Origin of the sequence: Clostridium bornimense (assembly GCF_018917145.1) — a bacterium.
GTDB classification, from domain to species: Bacteria; Bacillota; Clostridia; order Clostridiales; family Clostridiaceae; genus Clostridium_AN; species Clostridium_AN bornimense_A.
Genome location: NZ_JAHLOD010000001.1, coordinates 84,975 through 100,955, shown reverse-complemented (window position 1 = coordinate 100,955; position 15,981 = coordinate 84,975). Strand labels below are relative to the sequence as shown.

Here is a 15,981-nt window from a genome sequence, read left to right as displayed (position 1 = left end):
GACAATGGATGAAAAAAAGAAATTTTCTTTATCAGCAAAAAATAATTTAGATTTAATTGTAGCATTTGTAGTAATTTTAATTGTAATGATGATAATTATACCGCTTCCAACATGGATGCTAGATATATTATTAGCATTTAATATAGCGCTTTCATTAGTTATTTTACTTATTACAATGTTTACAACTAATGTTCTTCAGTTTTCAGTTTTTCCATCTATATTATTAATTACTACATTATTTAGATTGGCACTTAATATTTCTTCAACAAGACTTATTTTAAGTTCTGGTGATGCAGGTAATATTATTAAGGCTTTTGGAGATTTTGTAGTAGGAGATAGTTATGTAGTAGGTATAATTATATTTTTAATCATTGTAATTATACAGTTTATGGTTATTACTAATGGTGCTGGTAGAGTATCAGAGGTAACAGCGAGATTTACATTAGATGCAATGCCAGGTAAGCAAATGAGTATAGATGCAGATTTAAACTCTGGACTTATTGATGAAGCTGGAGCTAAAAAAAGAAGAGAAGAATTACAAATGGAAGCAGATTTTTATGGGTCAATGGATGGTGCTTCTAAGTTTGTAAAGGGAGATGCTGTTGCAGGGCTTATAATAACAGCAATAAATATTATAGCAGGTATTGTAATAGGAATGACAATGCAAGGGTTGAGTATAGGTGAGTCAGCAGAGTTATTTACAAAATTAACAGTGGGAGATGGACTTGTATCTCAGATACCAGCATTACTTATTTCTACAGCATCAGGTATTTTGGTAACTCGTTCAGACAATAAGTCTAATTTTGGGGATACTATAGTTAAACAAATGACTACATTCCCTAAGGTAATAGCTATAGCTTCTTTTGTATTATTAGTTTTTGCTATAATACCTGGACTTCCTACATTAGTATTTTTAGCAATGTCAGCAATAACAGGATATATAGCTTATATATTATATAAAGAAGAAGAAAGTGAAAAACAAAGAGTTATTGAAGAAAAAGAAATGGAGATTATTGAAACAGAGCAAAAAGAACCTGAAAATGTTATGAATTTAGTTAAGGTAGAGCCTATGGAGATAGAAATAGGATATGGTCTAATACCTTTAGCAGATGAAACTACAGGTGGAGATTTACTTCAAAGAATTGCTTCTGTAAGAAGACAATGTGCTATTGAGATGGGTGTTATAGTACAACCTATAAGAATAAGAGATAATCTTCAATTAAAAAATAATGAATATGTAGTTAAGATTAGAGGAACTGTTATAGAAAAAGGTGAGCTTATGCCTGGTATGTTCCTTTGTATGGATCCTACATCTAATGAAATAAATTTACCAGGAATTAAGACGGTAGAACCAACATTTGGATTACCTGCATTATGGATAAATAAAGATAGTAGAGAAGAAGCAGAGATACAAGGACTTACCGTTGTAGATCCAACAACAGTAATGGTTACTCATTTAACAGAGACTATAAAAGCTCATTCATATGAACTTTTAGGAAGACAAGAAGTAAAAGAACTTATAGATTCTTTAAAAGACCAATATTCAGCAGTTATAGATGAATTAATACCAGATCTTATGACTATTGGTGAGATTCAAAAAGTTCTAAGAAATCTTTTAATGGAAAAGGTACCAATAAAAGATATGGTTACTATATTAGAAACACTAGCGGATCAATCTAGAACTAGTAAAGATATAGAGTTATTAACTGAATACGTAAGAATATCATTAGGAAGAACAATAACAATGCCTTTATTAGATGAAAATAATGCTTTGGTTGTTGTTACACTAAATGGGGAAATCGAAGAACTTATAGGAAATAATCTTCAAAAATCTATACAAGGAACTTTTCCGGCACTAGATCCAAAAACAACGCAAAGTATTTTAAATGGTATAAGAAATACAGTAGAGAGAGTATATTTCAATAATAATATTCCAGTGATATTAGTATCTCCAAAAATTAGACCAGCATTTAGGAGATTAGTAGAAATGGTATTCCCAAATTTAACAGTATTATCTTTAAATGAAATACCGAATAATATTGAGATTAGAACTGGAGGTGTAGTTGAATTAACATGAAGGTAAAAAAGTATGTTGTTAAAAATATGAATGAAGCAATGGCTAAAATAAGAAATGAACTAGGAAAAGATGCAATTATAGTATCACAAAGGAAAGTAAGAAAAGAAGGAATAAAAGGATACTTTACACCTAAGATGATAGAAGTTACTGCTGCTCTTGATAGATATAACAAAGATAATGAAAAAAAGCAGTCTATGGATTCTATAAAAGCTTTGATATATAACAAACAAGAAGAGCAGAAAAGAGCATTAATTAGTGAAAAACAAATTGATAAGAAGGATAAGATAATTGAGAATACAGATAGTGCTAATGAAAATATCATAAAAGAAGTTATTGAAATGAAAAATATGATAAAAGAATTGCAAAGTAATAGAATGGAAACGAAAGATGAGAATGATATTGATTCTTTTATAGATTCCTTAGATATATCTAAAGAATCTAAGAAAAGAATTATAGAAGAAATATTAAAGATTGATAGTGACAATGATATAGAAGAAAAGTTTAAAATATCTTTAGAGAAGATTGTTCCAGAATATGAAGATAAAGAAAGAAAGATAGAAATTCTTATAGGACCTACTGGAGTTGGAAAAACAACTACAATTGCAAAATTGGCTGGTAGAAAGGCTTTATTAGAAAAAAAGAAGGTAGGACTTATCACAATTGATACTTATAGAATAGGTGCTGTAGAACAGTTAAAAACTTATTCGGAGATAATGAATATACCTTTCAAGGTTGTATATTCAATAAAAGAGATGGACGAAGCTTTAGAAGAATTAAAAGATTGTGATAGTATTTTTATTGATACAACAGGTAGAAGTGCAAAAAATACTATGCAAATATCAGAACTTAGAGCATACATTAATAAGATTCCAAATAAACTAATTCATTTAGTAATTAGTTCTACTATAAAAAATAAGGACATAAAAGTGATTCTACAAGGATATGGTGTTATAGATTTTGATTCAATTATTGTAACAAAATTGGATGAAACATCAAATTATGAGATATTAATAGATGCGTTAATAGATGGAAATAAACCTATAAGTTATATGACGTTAGGACAAAGTGTTCCAGATGATATTAAAAAAGTATCTAAAAACTTTATTATTGATTTAATTGTTGGAGATAAGGTTATATGAGAGATCAAGCAGATAGGTTAAGGGAACTTGCAAGAGGTAGTAAGCAAAGTGAAAAAACTACAAAAGTAATAACAGTAACATCAGGTAAAGGTGGAGTAGGTAAAAGTAATTTTGTTGTAAATCTATCTATAATGCTTCAAAAAATGGGAAGGAAAGTCCTAATTTTTGATGCTGATATAGGAATGGCAAATGATGAGATTCTTATGGGATTTGTTCCAAAATACAATATACTTGATTGTATTAATAGAAATTTGGATATAGAGGATATTATGATTACAGGGCCAGAAGGAGTAAAATTGATATCTGGTGGGACAGGCCTCAATAAGATAAGAGAATTACAAGAGGAAGAAATAAGAATTTTATTAAGTAAGTTAGAAAAATTGGAAGACTATGATTATATAATAATGGATACAGGAGCCGGAGTTAATGAAACTGTAATAAACTTTATAGGTTTTAGTGATGAGTTTATTTTGTTAACTACACCAGAACCGACATCAATAATGGATGGATATTCCTTATTAAAAACTGTGTCATATTTTAATGTTAAAAATATGGTATCAATTGTCGTTAACAGAGTGTATAATGAAAAAGAGGGAGAAAAAACTTTCTTAAAGCTGAATAATGCAAGCAAGAAGTTTTTATCTATCGATTGTAACTTTATGGGGACTGTAGAAGAAGATAAAAAGTTAACGGAGGCTGTTAGAAAACAAGTTCCGATAGTAGTGTCATTTCCCAATAGTAAAGTTTCAAAAAATATATCTACTATAGCTAAGATTATTGATAATAATAATATAGTGAATAAAGAAGATAAAAGAGTAAATCACTTGTTTAAGAATATACTTCAATTATTTAGGTAACATTTATATTTATAATATTAAATATAAAGTTATTATGTGAAGGTATTAGGGGAAATAAGATAATTACACTAATTAAAATTAAATTAATGTTTAGGGGGGGATTTTATGGCTATAATGCAAGCAGATAGCTATAAACAAGAAGTAATAGAGAAATATCTTCCATTAGTGAAGTATATAGCATCGAGAGTAATAATCGGGAAAAGTAGACATATAGAGTATGAAGATTTAGTTTCATATGGAGTAGTAGGATTAATTGATGCATTTAATAAATTTGATGAGTCAAAAGGAATGAAGTTTTCTACGTATGCTTCAATAAGAGTAAAAGGTGCAATGATTGATGAGCTTAGAAAAAACAGCCCTATATCTAAGGGGGCTATGGATAAGCTTAATAGATATAATGCTGCTGTAGAGAAGTTACAGAACCAATTTATGAGAGAACCAAGTGATGCTGAGATTGCAAGGGAACTTGGGATGACTATATATGAAGTGAAAGAAGTAGAAGGATATATTGGATATCTTTCACAGGTATCACTAGAAGAACTTATATATTCAGAAGATGACGATATGCCTTTAATAGGAAAGATTGAAGATGAAAAAAGTCCAAGTCCTGAAAAAACTCTTGAAAGTAAAGAGGAAATTGTTCATTTATATAAAGCTATTGATATGCTAAATGAAAAAGATCAATTAGTTCTTAATCTTTATTATAAAGAAAGATTAACATTAAAAGAAATTGGTAAGATACTAGAAGTTTCAGAATCAAGAGTTTGTCAGTTACATACTAGGGCTATAGTTCATCTAAGAGCTAATATGAAAAAGTTAAAATATGATTAGGTGATACATATATGATTATTTATATATTAATAGTTGTAGTTGGAATAATTTTAATATGGATAAATAGAAAAGAATTCCAAGTTAAGGGCGCGGAGTTCAAGGAAGTGCTAAGCAATAAAAAGGATACAATTTCAGATGTAGAGATTGAAATACAAAATCTTAGAAGAGATTTTGCAGAAACAATAGGTATTCTACAAATGGATATTAAGAATTTGAGTGAAGACATCGATAATCTAAAAGGTACACAATATGTAAATAAAAATATTGAAAAAACCGAAGAAAGTATTGTAAAAAGTGATTTCAAAGATGAAGGGAAATCAAATGATGTAGAAGAAGTTAAAAGATTAATAGAACAGGGTGTTTCTATAGATGATATATGTAGGATATTATCTATTGGAAAGGGGGAGGTACTATTAATAAAAGATTTATACAAACAATAGGTGAAAAAATAAAAAAGTATACTAAATTTATTGATAAAAAGATAATTTTAGGTATTGGTATTGGTATGATTGTAGGCTCTACATTAATGCTTCCGGTTAAATTTAAAGATATAAATGATTCAGGAAAGATTGAAAATAAGGCACGTGCCATGGGAATGGAGTATCCTGAAAATTACAAAGTCGATGTTAAGGGGGAAGAAAAGAATGATTAGAGGGTTGTATACAGCCGTATCAGGGATGATTGTTCAAGAAAATAAGCAAAATGTAATTAGTAATAATATAGCTAATGCAGAAACAGTTGGATTTAAAAGTGATAGTTTAATTGCAAAATCTTTTAAAGATGTAATGATGATAAATCATGATAAGGGAACATCATCAGGATCACAAAAAGTACAACTTGGAACAATGTCATTGGGTTCATCTGTAGCTGGAGTTTATAGTGATTTTTCACAAGGTACTATAAAAGAAACAGGAAATGATACTGATTTTGCTATAGTAGGAAATGGATTTTTTAAAGTGTCTAGAGAAAATAATGGCATAGCAGAAGAATATTATACTAGGGATGGTAATTTTCAAGTAAATATTCAAGGATATTTAGTAAATGACTATGGTGATTATGTATTAGATAAAAATTCTAATAAAATATACGTAGGTGATGGTAAAATTACTGCTAATGACAATGGTGACTTAACTATAGAAAACAATAATGGAACTGTAAATAATTATTCTCTTGGAATTGTAGATTTTGAAGATTATACAACATTGAATAAAGTTGGAGATAATTTATACTCTGGAGATAATGCTATAGATATAAATGGAAGAGTTCAACATAAATCTGTAGAAGGTTCTAATATAAACATCATGAATGAAATGGTAAATCTAATGTCTGTAATGAGAGATTTTGAAAGTAATCAAACATTAGTACAAACTATGGATGAAAGTCTTGGAAAGTTAATTAATACTGTAGGAAGTGTAAGGGGGTAGAAATTTATGAATACTATATACTGGACATCAAGAAGTGCTATGAATGCCTCTGAACAAAAGTTACAAGTTATATCAAATAATATAGCTAACTCAACAACTACAGGATATAAAAAGGTACAAGCAAATTTTAGTGATTTATTATATGAAAATATAGATAGAAAAGGTGTACCTAATTCAAGAGATAATAATCTAACTTCTCCTAGCCATGGAAATGGTGTAAGAGTTAGTTCAACTGTAAGGAATCATTCACAAGGATCTTTGCTAGCAACAGGACTTTCTACTAATGTTGCTATAGATGGAGAAGGATACTTTAGAGTAAAATTAGGTACTCCGATAAATGGACAAGAATATGGATACACAAGAAATGGATCTCTTCAAGTTGATGTAAATGGTAAAATAGTTGATGAAAAAGGAAATTTTTTAGATATAGACTTTTTACCAGGTTATGAAAATACAAGATTTACGGAAAATAATTTTGAAGTAGGAAAAAGTGGAGATATATATGTTTCAAATGGAAATACCACTACTAAGGTAGGAAATATAAGCCTATATAATACTATTGGTAGTGGAGGGTTTGTTTCTGTTGCTGACTCATTATATGTACAAGCGGATGGAAGTAACATATATAAAGATGAAAGTAGTAAATTATATCAAGGGTATTTAGAAAATTCTAATGTTGATATGGCTGATGAATTAAGTGATCTTATTATAACTCAAAGAGTTTTTCAAATGAACTCAAAGATGCTACAAACTGGTGATGAAATGTATGGAATGGTGAATAATCTTAGAAAGTAATATTTTTAAGCAACTATTTATTACATATTAATTATTCATTATAAAGGGACTATCACAATAGCGAATGAAAATTCGTCAGTGATAGTTTCTTTTATTATGGCACAGGTTAGAAGGCACAGGACACAAGTAAGGTGAAAATTCCTATTTGCGAGGAATTTTATTATAATCCTGCGGATAGCTAGTGTATTTTATGGGAGATATACAGTTTTACTACTACCTAACTAGAACAGGTACTAATATAAACTTGACTCTCTATATATAATCCTACTGAAAAAAAGCTGCCACACTTTCGTGCAACAGCTTCCTTTTTTATTATACTATTTTGCTTGTTCTATAGCACTTGTAAGAGGTGGAATAACTTGTTTCTTTCTTGAAACTACACCTTCTTTATAAGCGCAAGAGTTTTCAAGTTTAACACCAAATGCAGTGTTAACTAACTCAGTATCTTTACCTACTGCAAGTAAAAGAGATCCTTCTTTTATTATATCAGTTAATAATAATAATACTAAGTTGAATCCATCACGTTCAGCTATTGTATTCATTAAGTTTAACATATCAGCTTTCATTGATTCGAAACCTTCAATGTCCATAGTGTTAACTTGAGCAACAGCTATCTTTTTACCATTCATTTCGAATGTTTTGCAATCTTGATAGAATATTTCTTCTAAAGTTTTACCTTGAAGAGAAGTACCTGCTTTAAACATATTCATAGCAAATTCTTCGATATCAATATTTGCAATTTCACCTAACTTCATTAATGTATGTTTATCAGTTAAAGTTGTTGTTGGTGATTTTAAAAGTAATGTATCAGATATTAAAGCACCACATAATAAGCCTGCAACTTTTCTTGATGGTCTTATGCCATTTTCAAAATAAAGGTTTGCAACTATAGTACTTGTAGATCCAACAGGCTCACATCTATAGTATATTGGCTTAGCAGTTTCTATGTTTGCAACTCTATGGTGGTCAATTATTTCTAATATTTCTGCTTCTTCAATTCCGTCTACAGCTTGGGATCTTTCATTATGGTCTACTAATATTATGTTCTTTTTATTTTGAGAAATTAAGTGGAATCTTGATATAGAACCTATAACTCTGTCATGTTCATCAAGTACAGGATAACTTCTATATCTGTTTTGTAACATAATTTCTTTTACATCTTCAACAAATTCGCTATTTCTAAAGAATACTATATCATCTTTAGTCATAACATACTCTATTGGAATACTTTGTACAATAATTCTTGAAGCGGTGAATGTATCGTGAGGAGTTGAAATTATTGAAGTACCGCTTACTTTTGCTTTTTCGATTATTTCCTCTTCTATTGGTAAGTTTCCAGTAATAATAAGAAGAGAAGCCTTTGAAGATACTGCAACATTTTGAGTATCAGTTCTGTTACCACATATTACAATATCATTTTCTTCAATATGTTCTTCTGCACTTTCTGGAGTCATAGCACCTACGACAATTTTACCAGTAAATGTCTTTGTAGCTTTGTTTTCAAATATAACTTTTGCTGATAAAGTATTTACTATGTTTTCAAGTGTAGTATTAGACTTTCCAATGATATTGTTGTCCCAAATATCCATATAGTTTGTAGTTAAGTTTGAAACAGATGCTAGACCAAGTAGTTTTGAATTTTCATCTACTACTGGAAGATTTTTAACATCATGTTTTTTCATAATAGACCAAGCTTGCTTTAGAGAAATTTCTGGTGATATAGGTGTTATTTGATCTATATCTAAGTCTCTAACTTGTGGTCTAACTGTTTTTACTAGATTAGGTGCGTCTACGTCAAAGTAATCTAATATATATTGAGTTTCTCTTGAAATTTCACCAAGTGTTATTGGTACATATGTTTTGCCAAGTGTCATTCTATTTTTAAGTTCAGCGTAGGCAATAGCAGCGCATATAGAATCAGAATCTGGATTTTTATGTCCACTTACATAAATTGTATTATGCATAAAAATGTCCTCCTATAATTTAATCGTATGTTAAATACTATTCGTATAAATTTTATAATTAAATAAAATCTTTGTAAAGTACTAAAGATGATTATAATACTCATAATTTAAAATAAAGGTTCATATATTAAAATATAATTTAGTTCTAGGAGGGGGAATATGGAACAACTAAAAATAAGAGAAAAGGGATTGACCACAGTTGAAGCTGAGGAAAAGCTTAAAGAATGTGGACATAATGTTCTAGAGGTAAGTAAAAAAAAATCAGCGATAGGTATGTTCCTTGCTCAATTTAATGATTTTATAATATGGGTACTTATAGGTGCTACAATTCTTTCAGGACTTATGGGGGAAGTTGCCGATGCAGTAACAATAATTATTATCGTAATAATGAATGCAATTTTAGGATTTGTTCAAGAATTTAAAACAGAAAAGTCTTTAGAGGAATTAAAAAGATTGGCATCACCTACAGCTAAAGTAATTCGTGATGGTGCAATTAAAGTAGTTAATGCAGAAGATTTAGTGCCGGGAGATTACATAGTATTTGAGAGTGGAGATAAGATTCCAGCAGATGGTTATCTTGTTAAGGAAGCATCATTATCCGTTGATGAGTCATTATTGACAGGAGAATCAGTGGGAGTACAAAAAAATATTGCAGATGAAAACAAATTTTTTATGGGTACTACAGCTATAAATGGTAAAGGTGAAGGAATTATAACCAATACTGGTATGAGCACTGAAATGGGAAAAATAGCTCATTTATTAAATAATATAAAAGAAGAAAAATCACCTTTAAAGGAAAAGTTAACATCTTTGGGTAAAGTATTAGTAGTAATTTGTGTGGCTATATGCGTAGTTGTAACAGTTATGGGTATAATAAGAGGACAAGATAAGTATCAAATGTTTCTTCTTGGAGTATCATTGGCAGTAGCAGCCATTCCAGAGGGATTAGCGGCAATAGTAACTGTATGTCTAGCATTAGGCGTATCTAAGATGCTTAAAAAGAATGCATTAATAAGAAAGTTACCGGCAGTAGAAACATTAGGATGTACATCTGTTATATGTTCAGATAAAACAGGAACGCTTACTCAAAATAAAATGACAGTTAAAGCTGCTTATTATGATGAAAAGATGAAAAATATAGATGACAATAAATTAGATAATAATGAAATGTTGAAAAAAATATTTACATATTGTAACGATTTAAATATAGATATTGCTGAAGAATCAATAAAAGATGCTTTAATTGGCGATGCCACAGAAAAAGCGTTAATATTAGCATATTATGATGATATAAAAGAATTCGAAAAACGAGTATCATCTTTTAATAAAATCAAAGAAAATCCTTTTGATTCAATTAGAAAATTGATGAGTATAAGAATTGATGAAGGTGGAAAGCGAATTACTTTAGTAAAAGGTGCGCCAGAAAGAGTGTTAGATCGGTGTAAACAAATATATATAAATGGTAAAATAAGACCTATATCTAATGTAGATAAAAAGAATATACAAAATGCTATTGATAAAATGAGTGATAGAGCTCTTAGGTGTTTAGGAGGGGCATTTAAATATAATGAAGGTGATTTGGAAGAGGATTTGATTTTTGTTGGTATTGTTGGAATGATAGATCCACCAAGAAAAGAAGTAAAAGAGGCTGTTAATAAGTGTATCAAGGCTGGGATAACACCTATAATGATTACCGGGGACTATAGAAAAACTGCTTATGCTATAGGTAAGGATTTAAACATATGTAATAATAGCGGAGAAGTTATTGATGGTGCTGAATTAAACAAATTATCTGATGAAGAATTGAATAAAAGATTAGACAATATTAGAATTTTTGCAAGGGTTAGTCCGAAAGACAAATTAAGAATAGTTAAGGCATTTAAGAAGAAGAATAAAATTGTTGCTATGACAGGTGATGGTGTTAATGATGCACCGGCGATTAAAGAAGCTGATATAGGGGTAGCAATGGGGGTAAATGGTACAGATGTAACTAAAGAAGCTGCTGCGATGGTACTTTTAGATGATAATTTCAATACTATTGTTTCAGCAGTAGAAGAGGGAAGAGTAATTTATGGTAATATAAGAAAGTTTATTAGATACTTGCTATCTTGTAATTTGGGAGAGGTATTAACTATGTTTTTATCTAGTCTTTTTGCATTACCAACACCACTACTTCCAATACAAATATTATTTGTAAATTTAGCTACTGATGGATTACCAGCAATAGCATTAGGAATGGATCCTGGGGAAAAGAATATAATGGATGAAAAGCCTAGAGATAAGAAGGAAGGAGTATTTGCAAGAGGGTTAAAAGAAAAGATTCTTGTAAGAGGTGTTCTTATCGGGGTTTGTACAGTTTTAAGCTTTATAGTTGGCACATATTTTAGTTTTGATTTAAAGACTTGTAGAACAATGGCATTAACAACATTAGTTTTGTCCCAATTAATTCATGTATTTGAGTGTAAAAGTGAAAAAGTACCTTTATTTAAGATTGATATATTTAATAATAAATACTTAGTTCTTGCTGTATTATCATCTATTTTAATGATGATTGCAGTAATTTATATACCATTTTTATCATCAGTATTTCATACAGCACAATTAACATTGATGCAATGGGCAATAATCTTATTTTTCTCTTTAATTATTTCATTTATAAATTCTTTATTTAATATGATTGATAAGGAAAAGTAAATAGATTTATAGTAAGACTGTTGCAATTACTGCTACAGTCTTACTTTTTACAGAGAATGTACAGTTTGCATAAGATATAAGACAGTGAAGAGAGAGGAGGAAAATTCCTTGCTGTAGTAATTTTTTAAGTTATATGTGAAATGTTTAAATTGTGAATTGTAATAAATAAACTATCGCTCACGAAAAATCATTCGTTATTGCGATAGTTTCTCTTATTTATTTCTATATTTAGGTTGTACTGTTTGTGGGCTTGTTGGGCCTCCATCTATCGGTGATAAATCTTCTTTAGTAGTAAAGTTTCTAACGTTTATGATTTCTAATATTTCAGAAGAAACATGGTTTTTCTTAGTAGTATCTTTTTTACCTTTTAAACATTGAACTAATATTGAGTTACCTTGAGAAATATGTATAAATGTTGGTTTCTTAAACCATTTATTTTTCTTATATACACAATTAGCGATAGAACGAGAGTGGTCATTTTTTACAACTAAAGTAACTTTTAATTTATGAAATATACCAATAATAGATTTTTTTTCAACTTTACAAGATAGTACTTTACCTTGAACTTGAGTTAATCTATCTCCGTACTTTTTCATATATGAGTTGATATAATATTGCTGAATTTTATCTCTAAATCCCATATAGAATTGCTCCTTTACATTAAAATAATTCATTGATAAACACCACAAGTATATCATATTTTAAATATATTTAAAAGAAAAAGGAAAGAAATTTAATAATAGTATATTGTATTAATTATAAGAGTGATATAAAATATCAATTGCAAGGAGTGATATTTTTGGAAAAAGATAAATTAAGCAGAATGATAGACCACACAATCCTAAAAGCAGATGCAACTAAAGATGAGGTTCAAGCCTTGTGTAAAGAAGCAAAAGAATATAATTTTGCATCAGTATGTATAAATCCATCTAATATTTCAGTAGCTAAGAGAGAATTACAAGGTACTGACGTAAAAGTATGTACAGTAATAGGATTTCCATTAGGAGCGAATGTTACAGAAGTAAAAAAATTTGAAACTAAAGTAGCAATCGAGGATGGAGCTACAGAAGTAGACATGGTGATGAATATTGGTAAGTTAAAAGAAGAAGATTATGACTATGTCTTAAAAGATATTGAAGCTGTTGTAGAAGCAGCAAAAGGAAAAGCTATAGTTAAGGTTATTTTAGAAACTTGCTTACTAAATGATGAAGAAAAGAAAATAGCTTGTTTATTAAGTAAAAAAGCAGGAGCTGATTTTGTAAAAACATCCACAGGATTTTCAATTGGAGGAGCTACAGAAGAAGATATAAGACTTATGAGAGAAACAGTTGGAGAAGAAATGGGTGTTAAAGCATCAGGTGGAGTAAGAACATATTCTGATGCTATAAAAATGATAAATGCAGGAGCTACTAGAATTGGTGCATCAGCATCTATAAACATAGTAAACAAAGTTGATAGTAATAAAGATATGAATTATTAATGGATATAAGTGCACAGATTTCAGGGCACAAAGCATAAGTTAGATAGGAGGTTGTCGCATTAACAAATGAAAAGTTGTTAGAGCGATACCTCCTTTTATTATGGCACAAGACAGGGTACAGGTTAGATGGAACAAGGCATAAGTAAGGGTATTTTCAGTGCACAGTTTCGGTTAATTTTCCTCTGTGGGGAAAATATCATATGTTCAATTCGCAATAACTGTGAACTGACAATTGTACACTGATATATACTTGTGCCTTTTATATGTGCCCTGCAAAGATAAATTTATATAATTCACTATGCAGTCCTCCAAACTATATTCAAAATTAAGTTTTATTTAAGATAGGTAATTAATACATTTGATTTTGAATATACATTTTAATATCGGGGGGAGGGTTATGTATGGAAAAGTTATCTTATGATGATATATCCCTTAAGGTTTCAATAAGTAAAGATAATGATAGAAACTATCAGGCTTCTATTAAAGATGAAATTAGCAAGGCTTTATCAGTTAATAGAAGAGGCTATAATCTATTTTTTGTAGATAAATATTCCAATTATTGTAGAGAAAAGTTAATTGAGATAATAGAGGAGTATTATAGAAAAAAAGAAGCGCCTAAAGATATATGCTATGTTGCATTAAAGGAGAGTAAAAATCCTTATGCTATAAAGGTTGCAAATGGTTATGGAATAAAAATAAAAAGGAAAATAGAAGATATAAAAGAATCATTAAATGCTAATATAAGCAATTTCTTATCAAATGATGATATAGATGAAAAGAATGCAATAGTAGAAAAATATAAAGATGAAAAAGATGAATTAATGGATAAGTTATTAAAAATATCTAAGGAAAATGGATTTGAATTAGATTTTAGTGAAAAAGGTTTTGCTTTTACTCCTATTATAGATGGGAAATTACTTAGTGAAGATGAATTTAATAAGTTAGATGAAGAAAATAGGGATGATATATTAGAGAAATTGGAAGAATTAAAAGTGATAACAGAGGGAATTGTAAAAGATATTGGCGATATAGATGATAAAGAAAACAAAGAGATAGAAGAGATATTTAAAAAAGAAATTATTGATTTTCAGATTATATGTAAAGATGAAATAGAGGAAGAATTTATTGAAGAGGAAGAAGGAAAGAAATACTTATTAAATTTTGTTGATGTAATAATTGATGAAATAATGGATAAAAAAATTTTTAAAGAGGAAGATGGAAGCACAATTGATGATATATTAAAAAAATATGATATTAATGTAATAGTAGACAATAGTGATAGAAAACATCCACTAGTTTATTTTGAAGATGAACCTAATATAAGTAATTTATTTGGTAGATTTGAATCTGAAAGTATTAATGGATCTTATGTTACAAATATATCAATGTTAAGACCGGGTGCTATTTTGAGGGCTAATGAAGGGTGTTTAATATTAAGAGCTGAAGATCTTATCAGTTATCCTCAAGGATATCAATTTCTAAAGAATTTTTTGTATAGTGGTAAAGTAGGATACAAGATAACGTCATCAATTGATTATATTACTTTAAATGGATTTATGCCTGAAGATGTTGAGGCAAATACAAAAATTGTACTTATAGGTGAGTATGAAATATTTGAAACTCTATATAATATTGATAACGATTTTAAAAATATATTTAGGGTGAAAGTAGTTAATAATAAAATATTAGAAGAGAATAATTTTATAATACTATTAGAAAAGTTTAAGGATATTTGTAAAAATAACTCTATTGAAATAGAGGATGAGAGTATATATTTGATAATACTAAAGGGTTTTATGAGACGAAATGAAAGTAAAGAAAAGATTATATTTGATTACGAATTTTTGGAGGACATAGCTTTTTTAGGTGGAGTGGATAATAAGCTAACTTATAACTCAGTATATAGCTTTCTATTTAAAGAAGATGAAATAGAGAAAGAGTATTTAAAGAGCTATAAAGATAAGGAAATATTTGTTTCTGTAAAAGGCGAAAAGATTGGAGAAGTTAATGGATTATCTGTTATTGATGGAGGAGATTTTTCCTTTGGGAAACCTATAAGAATAACTTGTGTCTGCTCTAGAGGAAATGGAGATATTGTAGATAATCATAAGGAAAGTAGTTTAAGTGGTAAAATTCATAGTAAGTCAATTCTAATTCTTAAAGGTGCTTTTTTAAGGTATTTAGATGGAATTTATAACATACCTGTAAATTTTTATATATCTTTTGAACAACTCTATAGTAATTTGGAGGGAGATTCTGCTTCTGTAGCTGAATTTTTATCAATGATTTCTGCTGTTACTAGAATTCCTTTAAAACAAAATATTGCTATAACGGGATCAATGAATCAAATGGGAGAAATACAACCTATTGGTGGAGTAAATGAAAAAATAGAAGGTTTCTTTAAAGTTTGCAATTTAGTAGATACTTATAAAGGAAAAGGTGTTTTGATACCAAGAGCTAATATTAGAAATTTAGTTTTAAATAATGATGTTGAAAATGCTATAAAAGAAGAGAAATTTTCAATTTATATAATGGATAGTATTGATGATGCTGTAGAAGTAATGTTTGATAAGAGCAAAGAGGAAATAATAAATATTATGAGAGAGGAAATAATTAAGTATATATAGAATTGATTTTAGATATTTTTTCATAAAGAAAACAGTATAGTTTTGAGGTAAGTTCGTATATTCATTGAGAGACTATTAAAATTAATATTTCAA

Annotated in this window: 13 protein-coding genes; 11 read left to right on the top strand and 2 right to left on the bottom strand. The window is 28.9% G+C overall.

The window, feature by feature from the left end; all coding sequences use genetic code 11:
* Positions 1 to 4 precede the first annotated feature (4 nt).
* The 8 genes from flhA (at position 5) to KQI30_RS00435 (ending at position 7,123) form a co-directional block, all read left to right on the top strand.
* On the top strand, positions 5 to 2,077 hold the full coding sequence (flhA, locus tag KQI30_RS00470; protein ID WP_216461196.1) for a flagellar biosynthesis protein FlhA: 2,073 nt from the start codon (positions 5 to 7) through the stop codon (positions 2,075 to 2,077).
* Positions 2,074 to 3,216 (top strand): flagellar biosynthesis protein FlhF, encoded by a 1,143-nt coding sequence (gene flhF / locus KQI30_RS00465; RefSeq protein WP_216461195.1) that lies wholly within the window; start codon positions 2,074 to 2,076, stop codon positions 3,214 to 3,216. Before flhA ends, flhF begins: the two co-directional genes overlap by 4 nt.
* Positions 3,213 to 4,073 carry a MinD/ParA family protein gene (locus KQI30_RS00460; RefSeq protein WP_216461194.1) on the top strand — a complete coding sequence of 287 codons (861 nt, stop codon included), beginning with the start codon at positions 3,213 to 3,215 and terminating at the stop codon, positions 4,071 to 4,073. The genes flhF and KQI30_RS00460 overlap by 4 nt, the downstream gene beginning before the upstream one ends.
* Positions 4,074 to 4,178: 105 nt before the next feature.
* A complete protein-coding gene (locus KQI30_RS00455) occupies positions 4,179 to 4,904 on the top strand; it encodes a FliA/WhiG family RNA polymerase sigma factor (RefSeq protein WP_216461193.1) in 726 nt (241 codons plus the stop codon).
* 11 nt (positions 4,905 to 4,915) lie between these two features.
* Positions 4,916 to 5,344 (top strand): DUF6115 domain-containing protein, encoded by a 429-nt coding sequence (locus KQI30_RS00450; RefSeq protein WP_216461192.1) that lies wholly within the window; start codon positions 4,916 to 4,918, stop codon positions 5,342 to 5,344.
* A gap of 65 nt (positions 5,345 to 5,409) precedes the next feature.
* Positions 5,410 to 5,556: a hypothetical protein gene (locus KQI30_RS00445; protein ID WP_216461191.1), complete on the top strand. Its 147-nt coding sequence runs from the start codon at positions 5,410 to 5,412 to the stop codon at positions 5,554 to 5,556.
* Entirely contained in the window at positions 5,549 to 6,328 is a 780-nt protein-coding gene (locus tag KQI30_RS00440) for a flagellar hook-basal body complex protein (protein WP_216461190.1), read from the top strand. The genes KQI30_RS00445 and KQI30_RS00440 overlap by 8 nt, the downstream gene beginning before the upstream one ends.
* Positions 6,329 to 6,334: 6 nt before the next feature.
* Entirely contained in the window at positions 6,335 to 7,123 is a 789-nt protein-coding gene (locus KQI30_RS00435) for a flagellar hook-basal body complex protein (RefSeq protein WP_216461189.1), read from the top strand.
* Positions 7,124 to 7,440: 317 nt separating this feature from the next.
* On the opposite strand, the gene KQI30_RS00430 is transcribed toward KQI30_RS00435, so the two are convergent.
* Positions 7,441 to 9,087: a putative manganese-dependent inorganic diphosphatase gene (locus KQI30_RS00430; RefSeq protein WP_216461188.1), complete on the bottom strand. Its 1,647-nt coding sequence runs from the start codon at positions 9,085 to 9,087 to the stop codon at positions 7,441 to 7,443.
* A 159-nt stretch (positions 9,088 to 9,246) separates the two neighbouring features.
* Here KQI30_RS00430 and KQI30_RS00425 point away from each other — a divergent pair, with 159 nt between their 5' ends.
* A complete protein-coding gene (locus KQI30_RS00425; protein WP_216461187.1) occupies positions 9,247 to 11,781 on the top strand; it encodes a cation-translocating P-type ATPase in 2,535 nt (844 codons plus the stop codon).
* A 212-nt stretch (positions 11,782 to 11,993) separates the two neighbouring features.
* Here the strand turns inward: KQI30_RS00425 and KQI30_RS00420 are convergent, their stop codons facing one another.
* Positions 11,994 to 12,422, bottom strand: coding sequence for a hypothetical protein (locus tag KQI30_RS00420; protein ID WP_216461186.1), 429 nt, complete (start codon positions 12,420 to 12,422; stop codon positions 11,994 to 11,996).
* A 182-nt stretch (positions 12,423 to 12,604) separates the two neighbouring features.
* Here KQI30_RS00420 and deoC point away from each other — a divergent pair, with 182 nt between their 5' ends.
* Both deoC and KQI30_RS00410 read left to right on the top strand, forming a co-directional pair.
* Positions 12,605 to 13,261 (top strand): deoxyribose-phosphate aldolase, encoded by a 657-nt coding sequence (gene deoC / locus KQI30_RS00415; protein ID WP_437177715.1) that lies wholly within the window; start codon positions 12,605 to 12,607, stop codon positions 13,259 to 13,261.
* A 401-nt stretch (positions 13,262 to 13,662) separates the two neighbouring features.
* Positions 13,663 to 15,888 carry an AAA family ATPase gene (locus tag KQI30_RS00410; RefSeq protein ID WP_216461184.1) on the top strand — a complete coding sequence of 742 codons (2,226 nt, stop codon included), beginning with the start codon at positions 13,663 to 13,665 and terminating at the stop codon, positions 15,886 to 15,888.
* The last annotated feature ends 93 nt before the right edge of the window (positions 15,889 to 15,981 follow it).

Excerpts from the sequence above, each read along its gene's own strand:
- flhA (WP_216461196.1), top strand. The coding sequence starts at position 5 with ATGGATGAAAAAAAGAAATTTTCTTTATCAGCAAAAAATAATTTAGAT.
- flhF (WP_216461195.1), top strand. The coding sequence starts at position 2,074 with ATGAAGGTAAAAAAGTATGTTGTTAAAAATATGAATGAAGCAATGGCT.
- KQI30_RS00460 (WP_216461194.1), top strand. The coding sequence starts at position 3,213 with ATGAGAGATCAAGCAGATAGGTTAAGGGAACTTGCAAGAGGTAGTAAG.
- KQI30_RS00455 (WP_216461193.1), top strand. The coding sequence starts at position 4,179 with ATGGCTATAATGCAAGCAGATAGCTATAAACAAGAAGTAATAGAGAAA.
- KQI30_RS00450 (WP_216461192.1), top strand. The coding sequence starts at position 4,916 with ATGATTATTTATATATTAATAGTTGTAGTTGGAATAATTTTAATATGG.
- KQI30_RS00445 (WP_216461191.1), top strand. The coding sequence starts at position 5,410 with ATGATTGTAGGCTCTACATTAATGCTTCCGGTTAAATTTAAAGATATA.
- KQI30_RS00440 (WP_216461190.1), top strand. The coding sequence starts at position 5,549 with ATGATTAGAGGGTTGTATACAGCCGTATCAGGGATGATTGTTCAAGAA.
- KQI30_RS00435 (WP_216461189.1), top strand. The coding sequence starts at position 6,335 with ATGAATACTATATACTGGACATCAAGAAGTGCTATGAATGCCTCTGAA.
- KQI30_RS00430 (WP_216461188.1), bottom strand. The coding sequence starts at position 9,087 with ATGCATAATACAATTTATGTAAGTGGACATAAAAATCCAGATTCTGAT.
- KQI30_RS00425 (WP_216461187.1), top strand. The coding sequence starts at position 9,247 with ATGGAACAACTAAAAATAAGAGAAAAGGGATTGACCACAGTTGAAGCT.
- KQI30_RS00420 (WP_216461186.1), bottom strand. The coding sequence starts at position 12,422 with ATGGGATTTAGAGATAAAATTCAGCAATATTATATCAACTCATATATG.
- deoC (WP_437177715.1), top strand. The coding sequence starts at position 12,605 with ATGATAGACCACACAATCCTAAAAGCAGATGCAACTAAAGATGAGGTT.
- KQI30_RS00410 (WP_216461184.1), top strand. The coding sequence starts at position 13,663 with ATGGAAAAGTTATCTTATGATGATATATCCCTTAAGGTTTCAATAAGT.